A 22,469-nucleotide genomic window follows, 5' to 3' on the forward strand; every position below is an offset into this window, starting at 1 on the left:
GGCAAATGTGGACTAAGGTTGCGGCGGCGGGAAAAAATCCGTTTCCGGCTACCAGTAATCGGGCACGGAACCGAACGATCAGTCATTTCCTCAAAAATGTGCTTCGCCCAGGGCAATCAATCTACGCAATCTCGATCCGGCCACCGCCTTTGTCGATGCGCCATCTGCCTTCAACCGCTCGAAAAGAGCATAACCCTCAGGCCATCGTCCGTAGCCGCTGGCAATATTGATATGTCCGACGGCGCCGAGATTGATGAGATCGCTCCCCCAAAGGCTCGCACTGCGCGCAAGCTCTTCGGCATCCATGTAGGGATCGTTCATGCTGCCCACGACTAGGCTGGGGAAAGCAAGCGGTTGCTGCGGAAACGCGCCGAACCGGACGATACAGGGATGCATCGCCTCGACGCGGTCGAGATGGGCGGGTGCGACCAGAAGCGCGCCCTTTATCTTGGCGGCCGAGAGACGAGACGCCATATTCGCCACCAGCAGGCAACCGAGGCTGTGGGCGACGATATAAGCGCTTTCGACTGTCGCCAGCGCGGCCTCGAGACGATCGAGCCAGTCCGCGAGAACCGGGCATTGCCAATTGTCCTGATCGACCAGCCGCGAGTCGGGATCATCCAGCAACCAGTGCCGCTGCCAATGTCCTTCATCCGAACCATTCAGGCCAGGGACAATCAAGGTGGTACACATGCCTGCTCCATGGGTTGTGGGCGGTATGCCGCAAGCATGGTGAATTTCGCGATTTCCGTCGACTATTGCCTTGCTCACCTTTCGAAGCCTCGCGGAAAATCGATCCATCCAATTTAGATCATGCAGAAAATGCGTTCTCCAGGTCGGAAATAATTTCGTCCAGAGGGAATCATTTCCTCAAATTTTTTATATAGAAAATATATGCAATATAGTCCTTCCAGACGGAAAGCTTTTCCTCCGCCGCATGACAAAAGAAACATCGCTGCTTCGCCGGGCCGCCGCCGCTTTGCCATTCTCGCAGCTGCGGAGGATTGCGCCTCCCGTAGGCCCAAGCGGTGAAGGCCAAACGTCAGCAGCGCCATTCCACTGCAAGATAAAACGAAAATTCAGGCGGTTAATGTGAGCAGCGCGAGCGAATTTCTCTGGTACATCCCCAATGACGTCAAACCAGGCCACCGGGGCGACGCCGTCAGCGAAAACCACAATAGTCTCGATACATTGACGAGCCATGCCAAAGCGCTTGAAACCCATGGCTGGAAAGGCGCGCTGATCGGCACCGGCTGGGGACGTCCGGATACATTTACAGTGGCGGCGGCGCTTGCGGCGCGCACCACCACATTCGAGCCGCTGATCGCCATCCGTCCCGGCTACTGGAAGCCGGCCAACCTCGCATCGGCCGCCGCCACGCTCGACCAGCTTTCCGGCGGTCGAGTTCGGATCAACATCGTTTCCGGCAGGGATGAGCTTGCCGCCTATGGCGATGAAGAAGGCGATCAGGCGCAGCGTTATGCCCGCACGAAAGAATTCATGCGGCTGGTGCGGCGGCTCTGGACCGAAGAAAACGTCACTTTTAATGGCGATCATTTCCGGGTGGCGAACTCCACGGTTTCGCCGCGCATCTCCACGCGCGAGGGCCGGCCGCATCCCAAACTCTATTTCGGCGGCGCTTCCGAAGCAGCCGAGGAGGTGGCCGCAACCGAGGCCGATGTGCAGCTTTTCTGGGGAGAACCGCTCGCCGGCGTGCGCGAAAGGATCGAGCGGCTGAGGCACTTCAGCGAAAAGCTCGGCCGCGATCTCCCGCCGCTGCAATTCGGCCTGCGGATCACCACGCTGGTGCGAAAAACCACGGCCGAGGCATGGCGCGATGCGGAAGCGAAAGTTGCCGAGATGGCCGCAAACAATGGCGTACGCTGGAACGACCATCTTCAGGCCGTGGCGGTCGGCCAGCGCCGCCTGCTGGATTTGCACCGTCAGAGCGACGTGCTGGACGACAATCTCTATACCGCGCCGGGCAAATTCGGCGGCGGCGGGGCGGGAACCACATGGCTTGTCGGCTCGGCGGAAGATGTCGCGGCGTCACTGCGCAAATACCGCGCGCTGGGCATCAGCCATTTCGTGCTTTCCGACACGCCCTATCTCAAGGAAATCGAGCGGCAGGGCGAGAGATTGCTGCCGCTGCTGCGGGATTGATGGGCGTAACCTGAAAATGGGCGGCCCACCTCGGACAGGGCCGCCCTTTTGCTTTCAGCCGCCCGCCGCCTTGATGCTCTGACGACCGAGAATCGTTCGGATCATATGGCTCTGCGGCGCATGCGCCCTTGCCGTTATGGCGTCGCGGTGATGGCGCTCAAGGTCGTAATCCCGGCGCAGGCCGCGATTGCCGCCAAGCTCCAGCGCCAGATCAGTCACCCCCACGGCATTGTCGATAACCAAATGACGAACGGCCAGTGCATCGGTTCCCACCCTCTCCCCCGCATCGACATCGCGGGCGACGGAGAGAAGGAGGCGTCGGTTCGCCGCCAGCAGCACTTCGATCTGGCCGAGACCTTCCTGAATGCGGGGGATGGAGGACAGCGGTGCGCCAAGGCTTGCCGGAACATGGCCATTCAGATGGCGCAACAAATCGTCCCGCGCCGAAAGCGCGACACCGTGATAGACGGAGGCCAGCAGAACGAAGAAATTATACCCGTCCGCTTCATCGCGCCGCAGTGGCTCATCCGCCGGCTGCTCGGCGACGATATCGGCAAGCGGCACCTTCACGTCTTCCAGCACCAGATCATGGCTGGCTGTGGCGTACATGCCGGTCGCCTCCCATGCTTTTTCCTGGGCGATGCCAACCGCATCGAGAGGAACAAGAAGCTGGATGAGGCGCGGCGTCTCTTCCGTCGTCACGGCAAGCACGATCGCCCATTTCAGACCCGGCAGGCCGGTGACGAAGCTCTTGCGGCCATTGACCACCCAGAAATCGCCCTCGATCCGCGCCGTCGTTTCCGGCAGGCCGCCATGGGCGGGCGAACCCACACCCGGCTCCGCCTGCGCATTGTTCAAGAGCGCCGGTTCCCTGCTATTGGCGGCCAGTACCTTTGCAGCAAGTGCTGCCGGCCACTTGCCGCGCCGGATCGCGGCATGAACACTATAGTGCATGGCGAGGATGAGAGCGGTCGACGGATCGCCTTTGGCAATGGCCGTAATGACGGCATGTGCCGTCTCCATGCCCTCGCCCCACCCGCCATCCTTTTCAGCCGTGACGAGACCCAGCAGGCCGGACTTGAAAAGCGCCTCGAAATTACCGGCGGCGAATTCGCCGCTTTTGTCGTGGTCCGCAGCGGTCAGGCTGAAATCCGCGGCCAGCGCGGTTGCAACGGCGACGGGATCTGGCCGCTGCGCCGGTGCGGTCGCAACGGCGGAAAGTGCAACGCTCATGCCACCGCCCTTTCATTTGCCGTGACGAAACGGTCGTCGATCCAGTCGCCCAGATCGAAGTCGTTTTCAAGGAAGCCCCATTGATGCAGGAAGTCCTTGTAATGGCCGACGGCGCCGACAAGATCGGCATCGAGGCCGAGACCGAGATGGCGGTGAACCTCAGCGCCATTGGCGGCCAGAACCTGTTCCTCCGTCGCGCCGGCCTCGCGCGCGATGAAACGACGCGTTTCCTCCGGGTGCTGTTCCGCCCATAGCGAGGCCCGGCCGATGGCGTCAACCAGCCGCTGCACCAGATCGGGGCGCTCATCGGCAAGCCGCCCGTCAACCGTCAGCACCCGTGGCGAACCGGAATTGATGCGTATCTTAGGATCGGGATGAAAACCGAACTCCGCCACTTGCACCGCACCGATCAGGTTCGCGGCGGCAATGCCAGCCGTTCCCTTGACAAAAATCGCATCGACCTCACCCCGCAACAGCGCGATGATCTCCTCACCGAAGGATTGCCGACGCTTCAGGCCGAACAACGACGGCCCTTCCTGCGAGGCCAGCACCGAATCCTTGATGACGATGTCCTTGAGTTCGACATCCTCTATCTTCAGCCCTTCCAGCGAAAGCGCCGATACGATGCCCTTCAGCGCCGTCGCGCGCATGAAATCGACAATGCCTTCCGGTCTGCGCGGCACGCCGAAACGGCGGCCAACGAGATCGGCAAGCGAGCGGATACCGGTTTCCGGCAGGGTGATGATTGCCTGAAACTCATCCGTCCACGTCACCCCGATGAGACGCGTATTGCGCCCCTCCGAACGGGCGCGGATGGGAGGCACATTGCCGCCATGGCGGAAGGACCATTCCAGCGTGTGGTTGAAATGGCTCTGCCGGACGGAACGGTCAGGCGAATCGATGATGGATTTCAACGCTATACCGACCTCCTCGAAGGTCTGCTCGAGATAACCGAGCTGTGCCGCCAGCCCCACCGGTGTGGGCACCGGGCAGCGTGTGTACCAGATTTCAGAAAGTGTCGTGCTCATGGCTTTGGCCTCGATGAAAGGGAAAGGTCCCGGCCCGCCGCAAGGGGCGAGCCGGGTCTGGCGAGACGATCAGGATGCGGCGATATGCGCGAAGGCGAGGCTTCCCGCCACGCCTTCCGCGCCGATGGTGTGATCGGCAATGCGCTTGTTGTAGATGGTGATCTCCGGAGCTGCGACAATGTCGATGGCCGGCACGTCCTCGACGAGAATCTGCTGGATTTCCTTCCATTGCGCGACGCGCTTGTCCGGATCGATCTCGATGGCGGCGGCTTCGAGAAGCGCATCCACCTTCGGATTGCTGTAAGCCGCTCCATTGGAGAAGGGCACGCCCTTCTTGAAGTTCTTCGACCAGTAGAGCCGCTGCACGCCGACAGTCGGATCGAAGAGATTGCTCATGCCCTCATAGGCAAAATCGAAATCGCGATCCGTGTAGATGCGTTTGGTATAGGTGGCGAAATCCTGCGTCCGCACCGTCACCTCCACGCCGACCTTCGCCAGCGCCTGACGAATATAGTCCGCACCGCGCGGATAGGCCTCGGTGCTCGGCACATAGTCCAGATTGAGCTTGAAACGGATGCCATCCGCACCGCGCTTGTATCCGGCCTCATCCAGCAGCGCTTCCGCCGCCTTCAGATCGATCGGATAGGTCTTCAGATCGTCCACGAACCATTTCGTCAGCTTCGGATTGATCGGCCCGGTGATCGTTGCACCATAACCGAAATTGACCGTGTTGAAGATGACGTTGCGGTCAATCACATGCGCGAAGGCGCGGCGGACGCGGACATCCTTGAACACGTCCTTTTCGAGGTTGAATTCCACGCGGCTGATCGAATTGGTATATTGATAGCCATTGGTCTCGAAGCCGAGGCTCGGCAGCTCTTTCAGCCGGTCCAGATCGCTATAGGCGACCGGCGTGCTGGGCGCGAGATCGATTTCACCGGTTTCGATGGCAATCGCGCGAGCCGAAGCATCAGGAATGAAGCGAACAATCAGCTTGTCGAGATAGGGGCGCGGCGCATCCCAATAGTCGGCATTGCGCTCAAAAACGATATGACTGCCCCGCACCCACTCCTTGAACTTGAACGGACCCGTGCCGATAGGCGCGAGATTGACCGGATTTTCGGTCACCTTCGTACCCTCATAAAGATGTTTCGGCACGATGGGCGTTTCGGCGGCGGCAAGCGCGGTTATCAGATAGGGCGCGGGTTTGGAAAGAACCAGAACCGCCGTCAGCTCGTCCGGCGTCTCGACAGCAGTGAGGTTCAGGAATGTATTGCGGCCGCGCGGATGCACTTCCTTGATGGTATTGATGGAGAACGCCACGTCAGCGGAGGTGAATGGCTTGCCGTCATGCCATTTCACGCCGGGCCTCAGATTGAAGGTGTAACGCAGACCATCCGCGCTCACATTCCATGATTTCGCCAGCAGCGGCTTGGGATTGAGGTCGAAATCATAGGTCAGCAGACCTTCGGTGACCTTGGGCGATATATAGACGGAATTATAGGCTGTGTGTGCGATCGTCGTCAGCACCGGCGGCTCCGATGAGATGAGCAGGGTGGCTGTGCCACCGCTTGCCGGCTCCGCCGCGTTGAGCTTCAGCCCCGGCAGCGACACCACGCCAAGCGCCACGGACGCCAGCAGAAATCCACGCCGCGTCGTCTGGTTGAAAATAGTCATGCGATACCCTCTCCTTGATTGAACCGGCCAAAAACCGGCAAACTGAACGGCCGCGTTTAGGAAGAAGTTTGTTCCGCAGACGAGAGCGAACTTGGCATGAAGAACCAATCATTCTCATTAACGGGAATTATCTTTTCTTTATGGCGCATATTTCCGTAAATTTCAGAAAATTATTCTATTACTCTTTGACAAATTCCATAAAATTAGTCAACTAATACCAGCGCCTTCAGGGGCCGATTTCATATTTCCACGCTTACGGACTGGAGCCGATGTCGAATTCGAAACGGATTTTATCGCAGGCAAAAAGGGTGGCCATTCAGGCCGTCCCGACGGTCCTCGGTATTGTCATCCTGAACTTTTTCCTGCTGCAACTGGCGCCAGGCGATGCCGCCGATGTGCTGGCCGCGGAAGCGGGTTCGGCGACCGTCGAAACCATGGCGGAAATCCGCAATCGCTTCGGGCTCGATCTGCCGGTTCTGCATCAGCTGATGAATTATCTCGGCAATCTTGCGCAATTCAGCCTCGGCTTTTCGCCGCGATACGGCATGCCGGTGGCAGACCTCATCGGCCAGCGTCTGCCCGGCACACTCGCCCTGATGGGCGCAGCACTTGGCATTGCGATTTTCGTCGGCGTGTTCCTCGGCTCGATCATGGCGCTTTTCTCCGGCAAGCTGCCGGACCGGATCATTTCCATCGGTTCGCTGATCTTTTATTCCGTGCCGGGTTTCTGGATCGGCCTGATGTTGATCCTGACCTTCTCAGTGAAGCTCGGCTGGCTTCCCTCGGGCGGCGACAGCACCATCGGCAGCAGCCTCACCGGTCTCGACGCCCTGCTGGACAGGCTGCGTTATATCGTTCTCCCCGCCCTTTCGCTGGCGCTCTATTTTCTGGCCATCTATGCCCGCCTTACCCGCGCGGCGATGCTGGAAGTGAGATCCCAGGACTATGTGCGCACGGCGCGCGCCAAGGGCGTCTCTCCGCTCCGTCTCACCACGCGCCATATCCTGCGCAACGCGCTCATCCCCATCACCACCATGGCCGGCATGCATATCGGCGGCCTCCTCGGCGGCGCGGTCGTCGTCGAAACCGTCTTCAGCTGGCCGGGCCTTGGCCGTCTTGCTTTCGAAGCCGTCATGGCGCGGGATTTCAGCGTGCTGCTCGGCATTCTGCTTCTCTCCTCCCTCGTCGTCATCATCGTCAATGCAGCCGTGGACCTGTTGCAGGCATGGCTTGACCCCCGCATCGGAGAAAGCCGATGAATTCATCTCAGACCACCGCTGTCCTCGGCGCAGCCGAACTCGGCGCCGAAGACAACAATCCCAAACCGAAAAAGCCGGAAGAAAAAGCCTGGCCCTATATCCATGCGCCGGATGCGCTTTCGGCCCGCTCCGTCTCCGTGCCACGGCGCGGCCTGCGGCGGGAACTGAAAATCTTCCTCACCAATCCAAACGCCATCGTCGGGCTGCTGTTTCTCGCAACCGTCATCGTCACCGCACTGATCGCCCCCTTGATCTATCCCGGTGATCCCCTGGAGATGGTGGCGCGCCCGTTCCTGTGGCCCGGCCAGAATGCCGCCTATCCGCTCGGCACAGATTCCATGGGCAGGGATGTTCTGGCCGGCATCGTGCATGGCGCGCGCATCTCGCTCACGGTCGGGGTCGTGGCGACGCTGATCGGGCTCACGATCGGCATCGCGGTCGGCGCTTTCGCCGGTTATTTCGGCGGCGTCATTGACGATATTCTCGTCAAGCTGATCGAAATCTTTCAGACCCTGCCGAATTTCGTGCTGCTGGTGGTGCTCGTCGCCATCGCCCAGCCTTCGGTCACCACGGTCACGTCGGCCATCGGCATCATCACCTGGCCGCTCGTTGCACGTCTTACCCGTGCGGAATTCCGCGCCATCCGCGAGAAGGATTATGTGCTTGCCGCCCGCAGCCTGGGTTATGGCCATGCCCGCATCGTTTTTCAGGAAGTCCTGCCCAATGCGCTGCCACCGATCATCGTCACCTCATCCGTCATGGTGGCAGGCGCGATCCTCATGGAAGCAGCGCTTTCCTTCATGGGGCTTGGCGATCCGAACCGGGTTTCCTGGGGTTCGATGATCGGTTCGGGTCGCGATGTCATCCGCACCGCCTGGTATCTGACAGCCCTTCCCGGCCTCGCCATCGTCTTCACCGTCATTTCGCTAAACCTCATCAGCGATGGCCTCAACGATGCGCTCAACCCCCGTTTTTCGGAGGAACGCCGATGAGCAAACTGATCGAAGTCCATGATCTCTCCGTCAGCTTCGGCTCCGCCCAGCCGGTCAAAGGCGTCAGTTTCGATGTCAGCCCCGGCGAAATGCTGGCCATCGTCGGCGAAAGCGGCTCCGGCAAATCCCTGACCGCGCTCGGCCTCATCGGCCTCTTACCCTCCCACGCCAAGACCGGCGGCCGGGTGCTGCTTGAGGGTCGCGACCTGCTGCCGCTTTCCGAGCGGCAATGGCGCGGCATTCGCGGCCGGGATATTGGCATGATCTTTCAGGAGCCGATGACCTCGCTGAACCCGGTCCTGACGGTCGGCGAACAGATCATCGAGGTGCTGCGCATCCATGAAAAGATCGACCGGCATCAGGCCCGCAAACGCGCCATCGAGCTTCTGGAACTGGTCAATATTCCAGACGCCCGCCGCAGGGTGGACGATTATCCGCACCAGCTTTCCGGCGGCATGCGCCAACGTGTGATGATCGCCATCGGCGTTGCCTGCAATCCGAAACTCCTGGTCGCCGACGAGGCAACGACAGCGCTCGACGTGACGATACAGGCGCAAATCCTGCAACTGCTCGACAATCTGCGCCGCGATCTCAACATGGCGGTCATCCTCATCACCCACGATCTCGGCATCGTGGCGCAATGGGCGGACCGGGTGATGGTCATGTATGCCGGCCGCAAGGTGGAAGAGGGTTTGCCGGAACCGGTTTTCTCCAACCCCTACCATCCCTATACGCGCGGCCTGCTCGCGGCCTCACCGAGGGCGGAAGACGGTCAGCATTATCGCGACGGGCCGCTCATCGAGATTCCGGGCTCCATCGTTTCCGCCACGGGGGAACGCGGTTGCGCCTTCCGTCCGCGCTGTCCGAGCGCCCGCGGCTTCTGTGGGCAATATGTACCACCGCTGAGGGAAATTTCGGACGGCCGCTACGCCGCCTGCCCCTTCGTTGCCACCACATCCCAGAAGGTATCCGATGACGCTCTTGTCAGTGCATAGTCTTTCCACCCACTATACGGGCGGACGCGGCACCGTGCGCGCCGTCGATGACGTCTCGCTCGATATCGAGGCGGGTGAAACCGTGGCCCTGGTCGGCGAATCCGGCTGCGGCAAATCCTCGCTCGGCAAATCGCTGATGCGACTGGTCGAACCGTCGTCCGGCAGGATCACCTTCAAGGGTGTGGATGTCACGGCAATGACATCGTCCGAACTGCGCGGCATTCGCCGCCGCATCCAGATGATCTTTCAGGATCCCTTTGCCTCGCTCAATCCGCGCCAGACGGTGCGCACCATCCTTACCGGGCCGTTGAAGGTACATGGCATAGGAGACCGGGTGCGCCAGCGGGAGATCGTTGAAGCCATCGTCGCGCAGGTGGGCCTGCCGGCGGATTCGCTCGACCGTTATCCGCATGAATTCTCCGGTGGCCAGCGCCAGCGCATCGGCATTGCCCGCGCGCTGGTTCTGGAACCGGAACTGGTGGTCTGCGACGAGCCGGTTTCGGCACTCGATCTTTCGATACAGGCGCAAATCCTCAATCTTCTGGTGGAGATGAAGAAGCGGCTTTCGCTCTCCTATCTCTTCGTGTCCCACGACCTTTCCGTGGTGCGTTATTTCTCCGACCGCGTGCTGGTCATGTATCTCGGCAAGATCGTCGAAAGCGCGTCGACATCGGAACTCTGGGCTTCTCCGAAGCATCCTTATACTCGCGCGCTTCTCGCTGCCGTTCCCGATCCCGCTCGCCGCAAGCAGGCGGCACCGATTTCCGGCGATCTGCCGAGCCCGCACGATCCGCCATCCGGCTGCCGGTTTCACACACGCTGCCCGCTCGCCACCGATCTCTGTCGCGAAAAAGCGCCTGACTATACCCTTTTCGGCAGGAACCACGCCGTGGCCTGCCACCATGCCCAATAACTTAAAGGAGCAACCATAATGGTCGACTATCGCTATCTCGGACGCAGCGCGCTGAAAGTTTCACCGCTGAGCCTCGGCACGATGATGTTCGGAGGCCCGACACCGGATGACGTGGCCTTCCGCATCATAGACAAGGCGCGCGAACAGGGCATCAACTTCATCGATACCGCCGACGTCTATCACGACGGCAAGTCGGAAGAGGTCGTTGGCCGCGGCATCAAGTCCACGCGCGATCACTGGGTTCTGGCGACGAAATTCGTCAATTCCCACACCAAGGGCCCGAACCTCGGCGGCCATTCGCGCAAATGGGTGATCGAGACCGTCGAAAATTCGCTGCGCCGTCTCAACACCGATTATATCGACATCCTATATTTCCACCGCGCCGTCTTCGATGCGCCGCTGGAAGAGCCGGTGCGCGCCATCGCCGATCTCATCCGCGCCGGCAAGCTGCGTTATTTCGGCGTGTCGAATTTCCGTGGCTGGCGCATCGCCGAAATCTCGCATCTGGCCGATCAGCTTGGCATCGACCGGCCGGTTGCCAGTCAGCCGCTCTACAACATCGTCAACCGCACGGCCGAAGCCGAGCAGCTGCCGGCGGCTAATCATTATGGCCTTGGCGTCGTGTCCTATTCACCGCTCGCACGCGGCGTACTGACCGGCAAATATCAGCCGGGCGAACAGCCGGGTGCCGATACCCGCGTCGGCCGTGGCGACAAGCGTGTTCTGGAAACGGAATGGCGTCCGGAATCGGTCGAGATCGCCCAGAAGGTCGCGGCCCATGCCGCTTCGAAGGGTGTTTCGGCGGCGGATTTCGCGCTCGCCTGGGTGCTGAACAACAAATTCGTCACCGCCGCCATCACCGGCCCGCGCACCGAAGAGCACTGGGATGGATATATCCGCGCGCTCGATGTGAAGATTGATGCCGAAGATGAAGCACTGGTCGACAGCCTTGTGACGACCGGCCATCCCTCGACACCCGGTTTCAACGATCCGAGCCATCCCGTCGAAGGCCGCGTGCCGCGCAATCTCGAGCCCGCGCACCGCCCGGCGCTCAAGCCGCGCGCGGTCGCCTGATCGCCCAAAAGACCATGCCTGCGGCGCACCCGTGCCGCAGGCTATCACATTCGCTCAGGGAAAACCGCAATGTCCACTCCGAAACTACAGACAACCACCACCAATAATTCCGGCGTGCCGAACCGGGACGAGATTCTGGCCCGGGCAAAGGACATTGCGACCATCGCGGCCAAGGATGCCGCCCGTCGCGAACGCCAGCGGGAACTTCCTTTCGATATCTTCGCCCTTATCAAGGAGGCGAAGATCGGCACGTTGCGTATTCCCGAAGCCAAGGGCGGACCGGGCGGCTCGATTGCTGATTATATCGAAGTGCTGATGATCCTCGGCGAAGCCGACAGCAATATTCCGCATGCGCTTCGCAGCCATTTCAATTTCACCGAAAACCTTGCTCTTGCACCCATCGAGCTGGAGGACCGGCGGCACCTCGAACATGTGCTTGCCGGCAAGCTCTTTGCGGGAGCCAGCACCGAACAGGGCACCAAACGCCCCGGCGAAATCACCACGCGGCTGAGTGCGGATGGTGACCGTTACCGGCTGAACGGCCGCAAATGGTATGCGACCGGCACAGCTTTTGCCGATTTCGGCACCTTCAGCGCCATTGGCGATGACGAGCAGCCGATCGGCGTGCTCATTCCGCTCGATCGCTCTGGCATCACCATCCTCGATGACTGGGACAGCATGGGCCAGCGCATGACGGCGAGCGGCGGTGTTCTGCTGGAGAATGTCGAGGTACTGCCGCATGAGCTGACGACCCGCAAGCTCGGCAGCCAGATCGGCCGCCACAGCTCGGCCATGCGGCAGCTGCATCTCGCCGCCTCGGCCGCCGGCGCCGTTCAGGGCGCGCTGAATGACGGTGTGGAGTATGTTTTACGCCAGGCGCGCACCACGCTCCACAGCAGCGCCGAAACCGCCAATCAGGACCCCTTCGTGCAGAAGATGCTCGGCGAAATCAGCGCCGGCGCTTTCGCCGTGAAGACGCTGATCCGCGAAGCGGCAAGAACGCTCGACCGCACCGCCGCCGCCTTTGCGAGCGGTGACGAAGAGGCGATAGAGGCGGCCCTGCTGGAAGGTTCGCTCGCCACAGCCCGCACCCAGATCATCGCATCGCAGCTTTCGCTGACGGTCGCCACCAATCTTTACGAACTCGGCGGCGGCTCGGCGACATCGAGCGAGCGGAATTTCGACCGCCACTGGCGTAATATCCGCACGGTCTACAATCACAATCCGCTCGCCCACAAGGCGCGGGTAATCGGTGACTATTACCTGAACGGCACCACGACCCACCTCAGGGAAGGCCGGGTGTTCTGACTATGCGGAAGATGCAGGCGGCAAAGGAGGAACAGCAATGAGAACGGAGTTTATCGCTCCCGCCGCGAGCCGGGCAGCTTTTCGCCTGCCCACACTTTCCCGCCTGCCACCGCTGACCGCCTTGCGCGCCTTTGTCGTCGCCGCCCGTCATGCAAGCTTTTCGCGGGCGGCGGAGGAACTGCATGTCTCGACCGCTGCCATCGGACAGCAGGTGCGAATTCTCGAGACCCATCTCGGCCAGCCGCTTTTCAGCCGCCAGCGCGGTGAATTGCTGCTGACGGATGCCGGCAGTGCGCTTTATCCCGGCCTTGCCGATGCTTTCGAGACCATGATCGGCAGTCTTTCCGACCTGATGGTTTCAAACGCCCGGCCGCAGCTGAAGGTGCTGGCGGAAGGTTGCTTTGCCGCCCGCTGGCTGGCGCCGCGGCTGGGCAGCATCGTTCCGGCGCTCGGAGACGTGGAGCTTTCCATTGAATCCCTCGAGAGCGAAACAATCGACCTCCCCCATTTCGACGCCGATTGCGCCATCGTTGCCACCCATGCGCAGATTCCGGGCTTCATTCATGAGCCGCTTTTCGCCGATACCGTCAACGCCGTCTGCACCCCCGAATTCGCTGCCCGCCATGGGCTTGCAGACGAACCGGAGCGCTTGCGGGATCTCGGTTTTGCGATGTTGCGTGGCAATGGCCTGGACCCGGCCTTCGAATGGGCGAACTGGCTTCGCGCCTGCCGCATTCCACTCAGGCTCTCTGTGACAGGCCCACGTTTTTCACGCCAGACGGCGCTGATAGAGGCAATCTCCTCCGGCCACGGTATCGGCCTCGTGCGCCATTCCCTGATCTCGGAAGAGCTGAAAAACGGCCGGCTGATCGCTCCTTTTGGCGCACCGCAGCCGACCGCAAGCCGTTATCACCTGCTGACCAGTCCTGACAGGCGGCGGCTGCCGGAGGTCGCATCTCTACTCGCCCTGTTGCGCGAGGATATGCGCTCTCTCGAGGCCGCCGCCTGAACACGCCCGTCCCACCTCAGGCGCGTTCCCTTTGCAACTCTCTGGCCGCAAAGATATTTTCCGGCCGAGGCAGGCCATAGTGATCGCGCAGCGTATCGCCCTCATAATCTTCGCGGAACAGCCCACGCTGTTTGAGGATCGGCACGACCCCGTCGACGAAGTTATCGAACCCGCCATTCAGCCATGGCGGCATGATATTGAAGCCGTCGGCCGCGCCCTCGCGGAACCAGGTCTCTATCCAGTCCGCCACCTGTTCCGGCGTTCCGGAAATCACCTTGTGGCCACGTCCGCCAGCAAGCCGGTGCAGCAATTGCCGGATCGTCGGATTTTCCCGGTCGATGACATCGAGAACCAGCTGATGGCGGCTGCTATCCGCCTGCGCCCGTGTCGCCTCGACGGCCTCCTTCGGCAAAGGCTGGTCGAGATCGGCCGATGAGAGATCGATGCCGGTGATGCGCTGCAATTGCCCGAGCGAAAAGGCTGGCTGGATGAGATCGTTGAAAGATGCCTCGAGCCTGCGCGCCTCCTCTTCGGTTGACGCGATGAAGGGGCTGATGCCTGGCAGGATTTTCACATGGGCGGGATTGCGCCCCGTGGCCGCGACGCGCCGCTTGATGTCGGAATAAAAAGACCGCGCACTCTCCAGAGTCTGATGCGCGGTAAAGATTGCCTCGGCATAATGGGCGGCAAAACCGCGCCCTTCCTCCGAGGAGCCGGCCTGCACATAGACCGGCCGGCCCTGCGGTGAACGCGGCACGTTGAGCGCGCCCCGCACCCGATAAAATTCGCCGTCGTGATTGGCGGGATGAATGCGGTCGATATCGGCGAAAAGGCCGCTTTCCTTATCCGCAACAATGGCGTCATCTTCCCAGCTATCCCAGAGCTTCGTCACCACATCGACGAACTCGATTGCCTGACGGTAACGGTCGGCATGCGGCGGATGCTTCTGGAGATTGAAATTGCCGGCCGCAGCATCCGCCGACGTCGTCACGATGTTCCAGCCCACCCGACCGCCGCTGATATGATCGACCGACGCGAAGAGCCGCGCGAGATTATACGGCTCGTAATAGGTCGTAGAGGCCGTGGCGATGAAGCCGATCTTTTCGGTGACGGCGGCGAGGGCCGCCAGCATGGTGATCGGCTCCAGCCGGTGGCGGGCGGCGTAGCGGATATTGGCGTCCAGCACCGGCGCATCGGCAAAGAAGATGGCATCGAGCTTCGCCGCCTCGGCCTTGCGGGCAATATCCTGATAGAGCTTTATATCGGTGACGCGGTGCGGCTCGGAGTCCGGATGCCGCCAGGCCGCCTCGTGATGTCCGCCCGGATAGATGAAGGCGTTAAGAACCAGCTTTTCGGATTTTCTGCTCATGGAAATGACCTCTTATTCGCACTAAACCGAAGGGTTGGGAGGCTCTCACGCCTCCTTCGTCACCCAGGCCTTGGCGAGATTGCCGCTCAGCCCCTCCGCCCCGGTCGCATAATCCTTGATGCGCACGCTGCCGACGACCGGCTGGATGGGGGAAACAAGATTGATGACGGGAAGATCTTTTGCGATAACCGCCTGAAACTCCTTGAAGAAGGCGGCGCGTTTTTCGATATCCGGCTCCACCGCCGCTGCTTCCAGCAGCCGGTCCACTTCCGGATTGGCGTAGTGGCTGGCATTGGAGAATGGCAGGCCGATCTTGAAGTTCTTGCTCCAGTAAACGCGCTGCACGCCCGCAGTCGGATCGAAGGTATTGGAGAGGGATTCCACCGAAAGGTCCCAGGCGCGGTCGGTATAGACCACCTTCACATAGGTGCCGAAATCGAATTTCTGGATATCCGCCTCAATGCCGATCTTCGACAGCGCCTGCGCGATGAAATCCGAATAGGTCTGCGGGTTGAACGGGTTGGTGGTAACCCGAAGCTTGAAACGCTTGCCGCCATCCTTACGCGGAAAGCCCGCCTCATCCAGCAGCTTTTCAGCCTGTGCGACATCGAACTTGGCAAACCCGATATCGGGATTGTGGAACTTCGCAAGGCCGGGGCTGATCGGCGTCGGCGATGGCACGGCGTAACCGTAAAGCACGGTATCGATGAGCGCCGGAACATCAATAGCATGGGCAATGGCCTGCCTCACCTTCAATTCCTTGAGATATTCGTTCTCAAGGTTGATCACCAACTGGTTCTGCTGGCCGGCATAGGCATAGATGCGGTCATCCACCTTCAGCGTCGGAATGGATTTCAGCCGTTCCAGATCGGCAAGCGCCACCGGGTTGGGGCCGATGTCGCCTTCCCCGGTTTCCAGCGCCGCAGCGCGTGCGCCCGCATCGTTGATGAGGCGGATGATGACGCGGTCGAGATAGGGGCGCGGCGCATCCCAGTAGTCCGCATTTTTCTCCAGCAGGATATGACTGCCCGGCACCCATTCCTTCAGCACGAAGGGACCGCTGCCGATGATCTGGGCCGGTTTCGGATTATCTGTCGGCTTGAAGGTCTCGAAAATGTGCTTCGGCACAATTGGCGATTCCGACGAGGCGAGCGCCGTGATCAGGCCCGGCGCCGGCTTGGAAAGCTTCACTTTCGCGACCAGCGGATCGGAGGCATCGACACTTTCAACATGCGAGAAAGTAGCGCGGCCGCGCGGATGCGCTTCCTTCAGCCGCAGAATGGAAAATTCCACGTCTGCCGATGTCACCGGTTTGCCATCGTGAAACTTCGCCTTCGGCTGCAGGTGGAAGACATATTCCAGCCCATCGGCCGACACGCTCCATTCCCTGGCGAGGCTCGGCTTGGGCGAAAGCTCGTAATCATAGGTCAAAAGCCCGTCGTAAATCTTCGAGCCGATAAACTGCGGACCGCCCGCACTGGTATTGATCGCCACCAGCTGGGTCGGCTCGGGAAAATAAACAATCTTGAGCGTGCCGCCCGAAACCGGCTCTTCGGCAGCGGCAAAGGAACCGCCTGGAAGCGCGACGAAAGCGCCGGCGGCAAGTGCAATTTTGTGAAACTGGCGTCTGGAAATGGTCATGTCTGTCTCCGAAAAAATCCGATATGCGGGCGCGGCAACTCAGTGCAGCTGCGGGAACCCGTGGCGCTCGGCGAGGATTTGCAAAATGCGTTTGGTGTCCTGAATGAAATGCGTCTCGCCCTTGGCCGTAGCGTCGCTGGGTGCGTCGCCGGCAAAGATGAACAGCGGCAGCGACTGATTTTCCTCTCCCACGGCGGCGATGACAGCCTCACGCGGGCGCTGGAAACCGACGCGATGGACATCGATCCCGGCGGCAAGGTCCGGAAAGGCGGCGAGCAGGCCTTCGATCTGGTTGCAATGCGGGCAGACGAACCGGACACCGGGGTGCTTTGGGTCCTCAAAACCGGGGGCGATCAAAAAAAGCGTATCCTTGGCCATGGCATCCATCATGTGAGGGTGAGATTTCCAGCTCACAGTGCAGGCGGCCATAGCGTCGGTCCAGAAAGCAATTCTTGCTTTGAAACGAAGAATTACTTTGCGCTAAATTATTGATGAAACTTATTTTTTCGAAATTTTCGCGAATGGCATCGCTGTTTCGTCCGACCTGTTCCATGCGCAAAGTTTTTCCCTGAAACGGGCGTGCCGCGCGAAGGTGGAAAAAGGATGGAAGGCGGATTTCGGCAATAAAAAACCCGGCAGAATTGCCGGGTTAATGTTGGTGATCGTAGACCCTTCATCCGTCATGCCGGGCTTGACCCGGCATCCAGCCACGGCGCGTCCGCGCCGTGAAGAGAGTCTTTTGCGATCAAGGACTTGATCGCACTGGACCCCGGATCCAGTCCGGGGTGACGGAGCTTAGATGCCTTTTTTTGACAAACGCTCACTCGTCTTTCCAGGCCGTCGCCAGATCGCCATAAGCAATATCGATGGTCGTCACGAGCGATTTCAGGCTGGTATTTCGCAGAATGACGGTCGGCAAGGCGACGATGGAAAAATTCGGCAGGTCATCGCCGACGACTTTCTGGATCTCATGGAACTGCCCGGCTCGCTTCGTTTCATCCACCTCGATGGCGGCCGCCCGGAAAAGATTGTCCACGGTGGGATTGTTATAGTGGGCGGCGTTGACATAAGGCGCGGGGTTCTTGATGCCATCGGACCAGTAAAGGCGCTGCACGCCCGCCGTCGGATCGAACAACCGGCTGATGCCGTTCACCGTCAGGTCAAAACCGCGCTCGGTATAAACGCGCTTGATGAAGGTGGCGAGATCGCCCTCCACGATATCCACCTTCACGCCGAGTTTGCCGAAGGATGAGCGGAGATATTCGGACGTCTTACGGAAGACGTCGGACGGCAGAAAGGCGAGCCGCAGCGAAAAGCGGGTGCCATCCGCGCCCTTTGGGTAACCGGCCTTGTCCAGCAGCTCATTCGCCTTGGCGAGATCGAAGGCATAGGTGAAGGGCTTTTCGTCATTATAGGCGGTGAAGACTGCCGGGATGTTTGAGCCGGCAGGTTTCGCCGTCCCGAAGAAGATGGCGTCATTGATGAAATCGCGGTCGATGGCATGGGCCAGCGCGTGACGCACCTCCTTCTTCGCCAGAATTGGGTTCTCCAGATTGAACTCAAACACGGCCGCATTGTTGAGATAAGCGTCGGTATAGACCTCCACTGCCAGTTTCGGATTTTGCCGCAGGCGCTCAAGGTCGCTGTAGGAGACATCGGCGGTGTAATCCGCCTCACCCGTCTCCACGGAAATGGTGGTAGACGCCGCATCGGCAACGAACCGTGCCACGAAACCATCGAGGTAAGGTAGATCGGCCTGCCAATAATCCGGGTTCTTCTTCAGCTTCACGTAGCTGCCGCGTTTCCATTCCTCGAACACGAAGGGGCCTGTGCCGATTGGCGCATTGCCGTTCGGGCTTTCATTGTAGTTTTCTGAAGCATAGGCATGGGCTGGCAATATGGGCGTTTCGCCGCCCGTCAGCGCCCGCAAAAGATACGGCGCGGGTTTGGAAAGCACCACCACGGCCGTCAGCGGATCGGGCGTTTCGATATCGGCAACATTGGCGAAGGTAATGCGTCCGCGTGGACCGACCTTCTTGAAGGCCAGCAGGGAAAATTTGACGTCCTGCGACGTGAAATCCTTGCCGTCATGCCATTTGACGCCCTTGCGCAGCTTGAAAGTGTGGCGCAGCCCGTCGGCCGATGTTTCCCAGCTTTCAGCCAGAACCGGGTGCGGTTTGAACTCGCTGTCGAACCGCACCAGCCCTTCGAGGATTTTCGTGGAAATGGCGCGGGTGCGCGTATTGGAATCGGAAAGCGGCACCAGCGTCGTCGGCTCTCCAAGGCCTGCAAGGGTGACGATCCCGCCCTTTTTCGGCGTTTCGGCCGCCAGAGCCGGCAGGGAGGGCAACAGCATGGCCCCGGTTAGCGCTGCACTCAAAAGCAATGTCTTACGTCTTGTAATATCCATGGATGTTTCCTTTTGCAGGCTTGTTTTTAAATGTTCACGCAGGTTTCAGCCGGGTTTCCACCAGCCGGGCAAACAGGGTGGCGCCAACCGGCAGAATGGCGTCGTCAACGATGAAACCGGGATTATGGGCGGGCACCGTGCCGGAATGGCCGAGGGTGAAAAACGCGCCGGGCGCGTGTTTCAGGAGATCGGCAAAATCCTCGCTGCCCATGAAGCGGCCGGGCTCGGTGGAAACGCGCTCGTCTCCAAGAATCTCGCGCGCGACACCGGCGACGATCTCCACAGATGCATCGTCATTGGTGAGAACCGAGAATATGTCGCGAATATCCACCTCGGCGGTGAGGCCGTGCGCCGCGGCAATGTGATCGGAAATCGTGCGGATGCGCTCCCTTATGTTTTCGCGCACGCTGTCGGAGAAGGCCCGCACGGTGCCTGCAATCGCGGCCGTTTCGGGAATGACGTTATAGGCCGATCCCGCCTCGATGCGGGTGATCGACAGCACGGCAGGATCGGTCGGCGGCACGTTGCGGCTGACGATGGTTTGCAGCGCCTGTATCAGTTCACCCGTCGCCGGCACCGGGTCACGCGAAACATCGGGGTGAGCAGCGTGGGCACCCCTGCCCTTCAACCGGATATCGAAGAAATCCGCCCCCGCCAGAATGGTGCCGGGCGAAACCTTGAGGTGATTGGGCGCCGCATGGGAGGAATTGTGCAGCCCGTAAATCTCATCGACGGGGAAGTCCTTGAACAGCCCGTCGGCGATCATGGCGCGCGCCCCGCCGAGACCTTCCTCGGCCGGCTGGAAAATGAACACCACCGTGCCGGCGAAATCGCGGGTTTCGGCCAGATAACGGGCGGTGCCGAGCAGGATGGTGGTGTGCACATCATGCCCGCAGCCGTGGAATTTGCCGGGATAGACCGACGCATAGGGCAGACCGGTCTCCTCCGGCATCGGCAGGGCATCCATATCCGCCCGCAGCCCGATGGAACGATTGCCCGCATGGCGGCCGCGCAGCACGCCGACCACGCCGGTCGTGCCATAACCGCGATGCACCTCAATGCCCCAGGAGGCGAGCTTTTCGGCGACGATGCCGGAGGTGCGGACCTCCTCGAAACCGATTTCCGGATGCCGGTGCAGATCGTGGCGGATGGAGACGAGTTCGGGAACATAGGTCCCGATCCGATCCAGAATTTTAGGAGCGGGCGTTTTGACGGGATCGACGGCGATATTCACGGTATCTCCTCAGGGCAAAAAAATATCGTTCTCGCAATCGGGGCGATTGCGAAGGGTGGTTTTCGGGACTGGAAAATGCAGCGGGAGAGGCGTCAGAGCCTCAGGCCCGCCTCCTTCATCAGCGGCAGAATGCGCTCTGCGAAATAATCGAGGTCTTCGCGGAAATCGTAGAAATTCAGCTGAACCCCATCGATCCCTGCCTTTTTCAGACCGACAAGCTGCTCGACTACCTGCTCTGGCGAACCGATGATTTCGATATTGCCGCCAAGATTGCGCCCCTGCTTGTGGCGCGCATCGCCGCGGCCGCGCCAGGCATGGGCATCGCTGTCATAATTATTGGTGGCGAAGGCGCGGGTGCCGGGCTGCGGTTTTCCAGCCTCGATGGCATCCGCATAGGCGATTGCCTCCTTCTCCGTATCGCGGCTGACGATGATCGGGTTGATGATCGTCTTCACCTGCCGGCCATAGGCCTTTGCGCGGGTTTTAATGTTTGCGACATGATCTGGAAGCGTTTCCAGCGCGCTGTCTATATGCGCACCGCCGGGCGAGGTGACGAAAACCAGATCGGAATGGCGGGCGGCGAAATCGATGCCGGCGGGCGAACCTGTCGCCGTCACCAACGGCGGACGTCCGAAAGCAGGCTTCGGCGTGATCCAGCCATTGTTGATCGCCCAGGGATTGAGTTTTCCCTCATAGGAAAAATTCTCAGTCTCCCCCCACAGACGATGCAGCACATCGAACAATTCGCCGGCCATATCGTAACGCTTGTCGTGGTCGATACGCTGCCAGCCGAACATTTCATGCTCGATGGCGCGGTGGCCGGTGACGATGTTGATGCCCCAGCGTCCCTTGGCGATATGATCCAGCGTCGCACCATATTTGGCGAGATGCAGCGGATGCAGAGGCCCATAAAGCACATGGATGGTGGAGATCAGCAGAATGCTCTTCGTGACGGCCGCCATGGCGCCAAGCGCGATGAAACTGTCGAGCGAGGATTCGCCGTCATAACCGCCCTTCGGCAGCCATTGCGTGCGGCTGAAGGCGATCTCGAAACCTAACTCCTCTGCGCGCTTCACCAGTTCGACATTATAATCGAAGGTCCAGCTGTTGCTGGTCGGCAGGCTGGAGAAATTGATGTCCTGCAGATTGAGGAAGAGGCCCAGCATCAGTGGCTGTTTCACCGCCCGGCTAAGCGGGCTGTCTTCGAAATCGGTCGGACTTTTCAGGTCGAGACTTTTCAGCTCAGAACCTTCAGGCAGCGGAACAGTCAACGCCATGTCTTTTCTCCCTCGGAATGATCCTGCGGGGTGGTTGCCAGCCGGACACGGAGATAGTCCTCCACGCTGCGGGGCAAACGGCCGGTAATCTGCTGGACGGTATTGTTGACGGACGCCGCTAGACCTTTGCGGATGAGTTGACCGAATTCGCCGACCGCCTTCTGTTCAAACGCGCTGATATGCGGCGGAAAGGCCGGGGCGGCATTGTCCGAAATTCCCACGGGCCGATGCTGGATGCGCGCCGCGATGCGGGCGATTTCCAGCGCCGACAAGGCTTCGCCACCGGTCAGCACCAAGACGCCGGAAAAAGGCGCGCTTGTGGTGAGCGCATGAACCGCGACATCGGCAATATCGTCCGCATCGATGAAGGAGACAGCCGCGTCGCCGAAGCGGGCGGGCACATCCTCTCCCTTGCGCAGCGCGGAGACAACGGGTTCCAGTGCAACCTGCATCCAGGCATTCGGCCGCAGCACCGTATACGCGACACCGCTTGCGGCCAGATGCGCTTCCACCTCGGCATGCGCCGCTCCCGAAATGGAATGTACGGCATTCTCAATGGTCCAGTCGGAGCCGGATATTTTCACGATCCGCGATGCACCGGCGGAGATGGCGGCATCGATGACCGCCTTCTGGTCCGCCGCCAGCATTTCACCGATGGGGGAAAGCAGAAAGACGGTCTCGATACCGCGCAAGGCCTCCTTCAGGCTGGCCGGATCGGAAAAATTACCCTCCGCAATCTCGACCCTGTCGCCCCAGAGCTTGAGCGCGTCCTCGCGCCTGCGGGTCAGCACCCGAACCTTCACCGCTTTCTGCAAGAGACGGCTGACGACACGTCTGCCGAGCTTGCCGGTTGCGCCCGTTACAAGAATGGTGGCTGTCATGACGCC

Annotated in this window: 19 protein-coding genes; 8 read left to right on the forward strand and 11 right to left on the reverse strand. The window is 60.5% G+C overall.

Features of this window, described 5'->3' with window-relative positions:
* Nucleotides 1-90 precede the first annotated feature (90 nt).
* Nucleotides 91-693, reverse strand: coding sequence for an alpha/beta hydrolase (locus tag AGR7B_RS16520; protein WP_080857354.1), 603 nt, complete (start codon nucleotides 691-693; stop codon nucleotides 91-93).
* A 399-nt stretch (nucleotides 694-1,092) separates the two neighbouring features.
* On the opposite strand from AGR7B_RS16520, the gene AGR7B_RS16525 reads away from it, so the two are divergent.
* The gene (locus AGR7B_RS16525; RefSeq protein ID WP_080857355.1) at nucleotides 1,093-2,163 is read left to right on the forward strand and encodes an LLM class flavin-dependent oxidoreductase; all 1,071 of its coding nucleotides are present in this window, start codon (nucleotides 1,093-1,095) and stop codon (nucleotides 2,161-2,163) included.
* Between the two features lie 54 nt (nucleotides 2,164-2,217).
* Here the strand turns inward: AGR7B_RS16525 and AGR7B_RS16530 are convergent, their stop codons facing one another.
* The 3 genes from AGR7B_RS16530 to AGR7B_RS16540 all read right to left on the reverse strand — a co-directional run bounded on the left by AGR7B_RS16530 (nucleotide 2,218) and on the right by AGR7B_RS16540 (nucleotide 6,101).
* The gene (locus AGR7B_RS16530; protein WP_080857356.1) at nucleotides 2,218-3,396 is read right to left on the reverse strand and encodes an acyl-CoA dehydrogenase family protein; all 1,179 of its coding nucleotides are present in this window, start codon (nucleotides 3,394-3,396) and stop codon (nucleotides 2,218-2,220) included.
* On the reverse strand, nucleotides 3,393-4,424 hold the full coding sequence (locus tag AGR7B_RS16535; RefSeq protein WP_078053477.1) for an ABC transporter substrate-binding protein: 1,032 nt from the start codon (nucleotides 4,422-4,424) through the stop codon (nucleotides 3,393-3,395). The genes AGR7B_RS16530 and AGR7B_RS16535 overlap by 4 nt, the downstream gene beginning before the upstream one ends.
* Nucleotides 4,425-4,493: 69 nt before the next feature.
* On the reverse strand, nucleotides 4,494-6,101 hold the full coding sequence (locus AGR7B_RS16540) for an ABC transporter substrate-binding protein (RefSeq protein WP_078053476.1): 1,608 nt from the start codon (nucleotides 6,099-6,101) through the stop codon (nucleotides 4,494-4,496).
* Nucleotides 6,102-6,370: 269 nt separating this feature from the next.
* Between AGR7B_RS16540 and AGR7B_RS16545 the strand changes: the two genes are divergently transcribed.
* From AGR7B_RS16545 to AGR7B_RS16575, 7 genes are all read left to right on the forward strand, one after another.
* Complete coding sequence (locus AGR7B_RS16545; protein WP_078053475.1) at nucleotides 6,371-7,360, forward strand: ABC transporter permease; 990 nt, start codon at nucleotides 6,371-6,373, stop codon at nucleotides 7,358-7,360.
* Nucleotides 7,357-8,352: an ABC transporter permease gene (locus tag AGR7B_RS16550; RefSeq protein WP_080857357.1), complete on the forward strand. Its 996-nt coding sequence runs from the start codon at nucleotides 7,357-7,359 to the stop codon at nucleotides 8,350-8,352. Before AGR7B_RS16545 ends, AGR7B_RS16550 begins: the two co-directional genes overlap by 4 nt.
* On the forward strand, nucleotides 8,349-9,347 hold the full coding sequence (locus AGR7B_RS16555; RefSeq protein WP_080857358.1) for an ABC transporter ATP-binding protein: 999 nt from the start codon (nucleotides 8,349-8,351) through the stop codon (nucleotides 9,345-9,347). Before AGR7B_RS16550 ends, AGR7B_RS16555 begins: the two co-directional genes overlap by 4 nt.
* Nucleotides 9,325-10,260, forward strand: a complete 936-nt coding sequence (locus tag AGR7B_RS16560) for an ABC transporter ATP-binding protein (RefSeq protein ID WP_080857359.1) — start codon at nucleotides 9,325-9,327, stop codon at nucleotides 10,258-10,260. The genes AGR7B_RS16555 and AGR7B_RS16560 overlap by 23 nt, the downstream gene beginning before the upstream one ends.
* Nucleotides 10,261-10,278: 18 nt before the next feature.
* The gene (locus AGR7B_RS16565; protein ID WP_080857360.1) at nucleotides 10,279-11,334 is read left to right on the forward strand and encodes an aldo/keto reductase; all 1,056 of its coding nucleotides are present in this window, start codon (nucleotides 10,279-10,281) and stop codon (nucleotides 11,332-11,334) included.
* A 69-nt stretch (nucleotides 11,335-11,403) separates the two neighbouring features.
* A complete protein-coding gene (locus tag AGR7B_RS16570) occupies nucleotides 11,404-12,642 on the forward strand; it encodes an acyl-CoA dehydrogenase family protein (RefSeq protein ID WP_080857361.1) in 1,239 nt (412 codons plus the stop codon).
* Nucleotides 12,643-12,679: 37 nt separating this feature from the next.
* Nucleotides 12,680-13,651 carry a LysR substrate-binding domain-containing protein gene (locus AGR7B_RS16575; protein WP_080857362.1) on the forward strand — a complete coding sequence of 324 codons (972 nt, stop codon included), beginning with the start codon at nucleotides 12,680-12,682 and terminating at the stop codon, nucleotides 13,649-13,651.
* Nucleotides 13,652-13,667: 16 nt separating this feature from the next.
* On the opposite strand, the gene AGR7B_RS16580 is transcribed toward AGR7B_RS16575, so the two are convergent.
* The 7 genes from AGR7B_RS16580 to AGR7B_RS16615 all read right to left on the reverse strand — a co-directional run bounded on the left by AGR7B_RS16580 (nucleotide 13,668) and on the right by AGR7B_RS16615 (nucleotide 22,463).
* Nucleotides 13,668-15,020 carry an LLM class flavin-dependent oxidoreductase gene (locus AGR7B_RS16580; RefSeq protein ID WP_080857363.1) on the reverse strand — a complete coding sequence of 451 codons (1,353 nt, stop codon included), beginning with the start codon at nucleotides 15,018-15,020 and terminating at the stop codon, nucleotides 13,668-13,670.
* Between the two features lie 45 nt (nucleotides 15,021-15,065).
* Complete coding sequence (locus AGR7B_RS16585) at nucleotides 15,066-16,661, reverse strand: ABC transporter substrate-binding protein (RefSeq protein WP_080857364.1); 1,596 nt, start codon at nucleotides 16,659-16,661, stop codon at nucleotides 15,066-15,068.
* Between the two features lie 39 nt (nucleotides 16,662-16,700).
* Nucleotides 16,701-17,051 carry a DUF3088 domain-containing protein gene (locus AGR7B_RS16590; RefSeq protein WP_080857365.1) on the reverse strand — a complete coding sequence of 117 codons (351 nt, stop codon included), beginning with the start codon at nucleotides 17,049-17,051 and terminating at the stop codon, nucleotides 16,701-16,703.
* A gap of 430 nt (nucleotides 17,052-17,481) precedes the next feature.
* Nucleotides 17,482-19,071, reverse strand: a complete 1,590-nt coding sequence (locus tag AGR7B_RS16600; RefSeq protein WP_162934183.1) for an ABC transporter substrate-binding protein — start codon at nucleotides 19,069-19,071, stop codon at nucleotides 17,482-17,484.
* 34 nt (nucleotides 19,072-19,105) lie between these two features.
* Complete coding sequence (locus AGR7B_RS16605; protein WP_078053465.1) at nucleotides 19,106-20,305, reverse strand: M20 aminoacylase family protein; 1,200 nt, start codon at nucleotides 20,303-20,305, stop codon at nucleotides 19,106-19,108.
* A 92-nt stretch (nucleotides 20,306-20,397) separates the two neighbouring features.
* Nucleotides 20,398-21,582: an LLM class flavin-dependent oxidoreductase gene (locus AGR7B_RS16610; RefSeq protein WP_078053464.1), complete on the reverse strand. Its 1,185-nt coding sequence runs from the start codon at nucleotides 21,580-21,582 to the stop codon at nucleotides 20,398-20,400.
* Entirely contained in the window at nucleotides 21,573-22,463 is an 891-nt protein-coding gene (locus tag AGR7B_RS16615) for an NmrA family NAD(P)-binding protein (protein ID WP_078053463.1), read from the reverse strand. Before AGR7B_RS16615 ends, AGR7B_RS16610 begins: the two co-directional genes overlap by 10 nt.
* Nucleotides 22,464-22,469 lie beyond the last annotated feature (6 nt).

The organism is Agrobacterium deltaense RV3 (assembly GCF_900013505.1).
Classification (GTDB): Bacteria; Pseudomonadota; Alphaproteobacteria; order Rhizobiales; family Rhizobiaceae; genus Agrobacterium; species Agrobacterium leguminum.

Bases quoted from the DNA above. Each gene is read 5' to 3' on its own strand.
- AGR7B_RS16520 (WP_080857354.1), bottom strand. From the start codon at position 693: ATGTGTACCACCTTGATTGTCCCTGGCCTGAATGGTTCGGATGAAGGA.
- AGR7B_RS16530 (WP_080857356.1), bottom strand. From the start codon at position 3,396: ATGAGCGTTGCACTTTCCGCCGTTGCGACCGCACCGGCGCAGCGGCCA.
- AGR7B_RS16535 (WP_078053477.1), bottom strand. From the start codon at position 4,424: ATGAGCACGACACTTTCTGAAATCTGGTACACACGCTGCCCGGTGCCC.
- AGR7B_RS16540 (WP_078053476.1), bottom strand. From the start codon at position 6,101: ATGACTATTTTCAACCAGACGACGCGGCGTGGATTTCTGCTGGCGTCC.
- AGR7B_RS16545 (WP_078053475.1), top strand. From the start codon at position 6,371: ATGTCGAATTCGAAACGGATTTTATCGCAGGCAAAAAGGGTGGCCATT.
- AGR7B_RS16550 (WP_080857357.1), top strand. From the start codon at position 7,357: ATGAATTCATCTCAGACCACCGCTGTCCTCGGCGCAGCCGAACTCGGC.
- AGR7B_RS16555 (WP_080857358.1), top strand. From the start codon at position 8,349: ATGAGCAAACTGATCGAAGTCCATGATCTCTCCGTCAGCTTCGGCTCC.
- AGR7B_RS16560 (WP_080857359.1), top strand. From the start codon at position 9,325: ATGACGCTCTTGTCAGTGCATAGTCTTTCCACCCACTATACGGGCGGA.
- AGR7B_RS16565 (WP_080857360.1), top strand. From the start codon at position 10,279: ATGGTCGACTATCGCTATCTCGGACGCAGCGCGCTGAAAGTTTCACCG.
- AGR7B_RS16570 (WP_080857361.1), top strand. From the start codon at position 11,404: ATGTCCACTCCGAAACTACAGACAACCACCACCAATAATTCCGGCGTG.
- AGR7B_RS16575 (WP_080857362.1), top strand. From the start codon at position 12,680: ATGAGAACGGAGTTTATCGCTCCCGCCGCGAGCCGGGCAGCTTTTCGC.
- AGR7B_RS16580 (WP_080857363.1), bottom strand. From the start codon at position 15,020: ATGAGCAGAAAATCCGAAAAGCTGGTTCTTAACGCCTTCATCTATCCG.
- AGR7B_RS16585 (WP_080857364.1), bottom strand. From the start codon at position 16,661: ATGACCATTTCCAGACGCCAGTTTCACAAAATTGCACTTGCCGCCGGC.
- AGR7B_RS16590 (WP_080857365.1), bottom strand. From the start codon at position 17,051: ATGATGGATGCCATGGCCAAGGATACGCTTTTTTTGATCGCCCCCGGT.
- AGR7B_RS16600 (WP_162934183.1), bottom strand. From the start codon at position 19,071: ATGGATATTACAAGACGTAAGACATTGCTTTTGAGTGCAGCGCTAACC.
- AGR7B_RS16610 (WP_078053464.1), bottom strand. From the start codon at position 21,582: ATGGCGTTGACTGTTCCGCTGCCTGAAGGTTCTGAGCTGAAAAGTCTC.
- AGR7B_RS16615 (WP_078053463.1), bottom strand. From the start codon at position 22,463: ATGACAGCCACCATTCTTGTAACGGGCGCAACCGGCAAGCTCGGCAGA.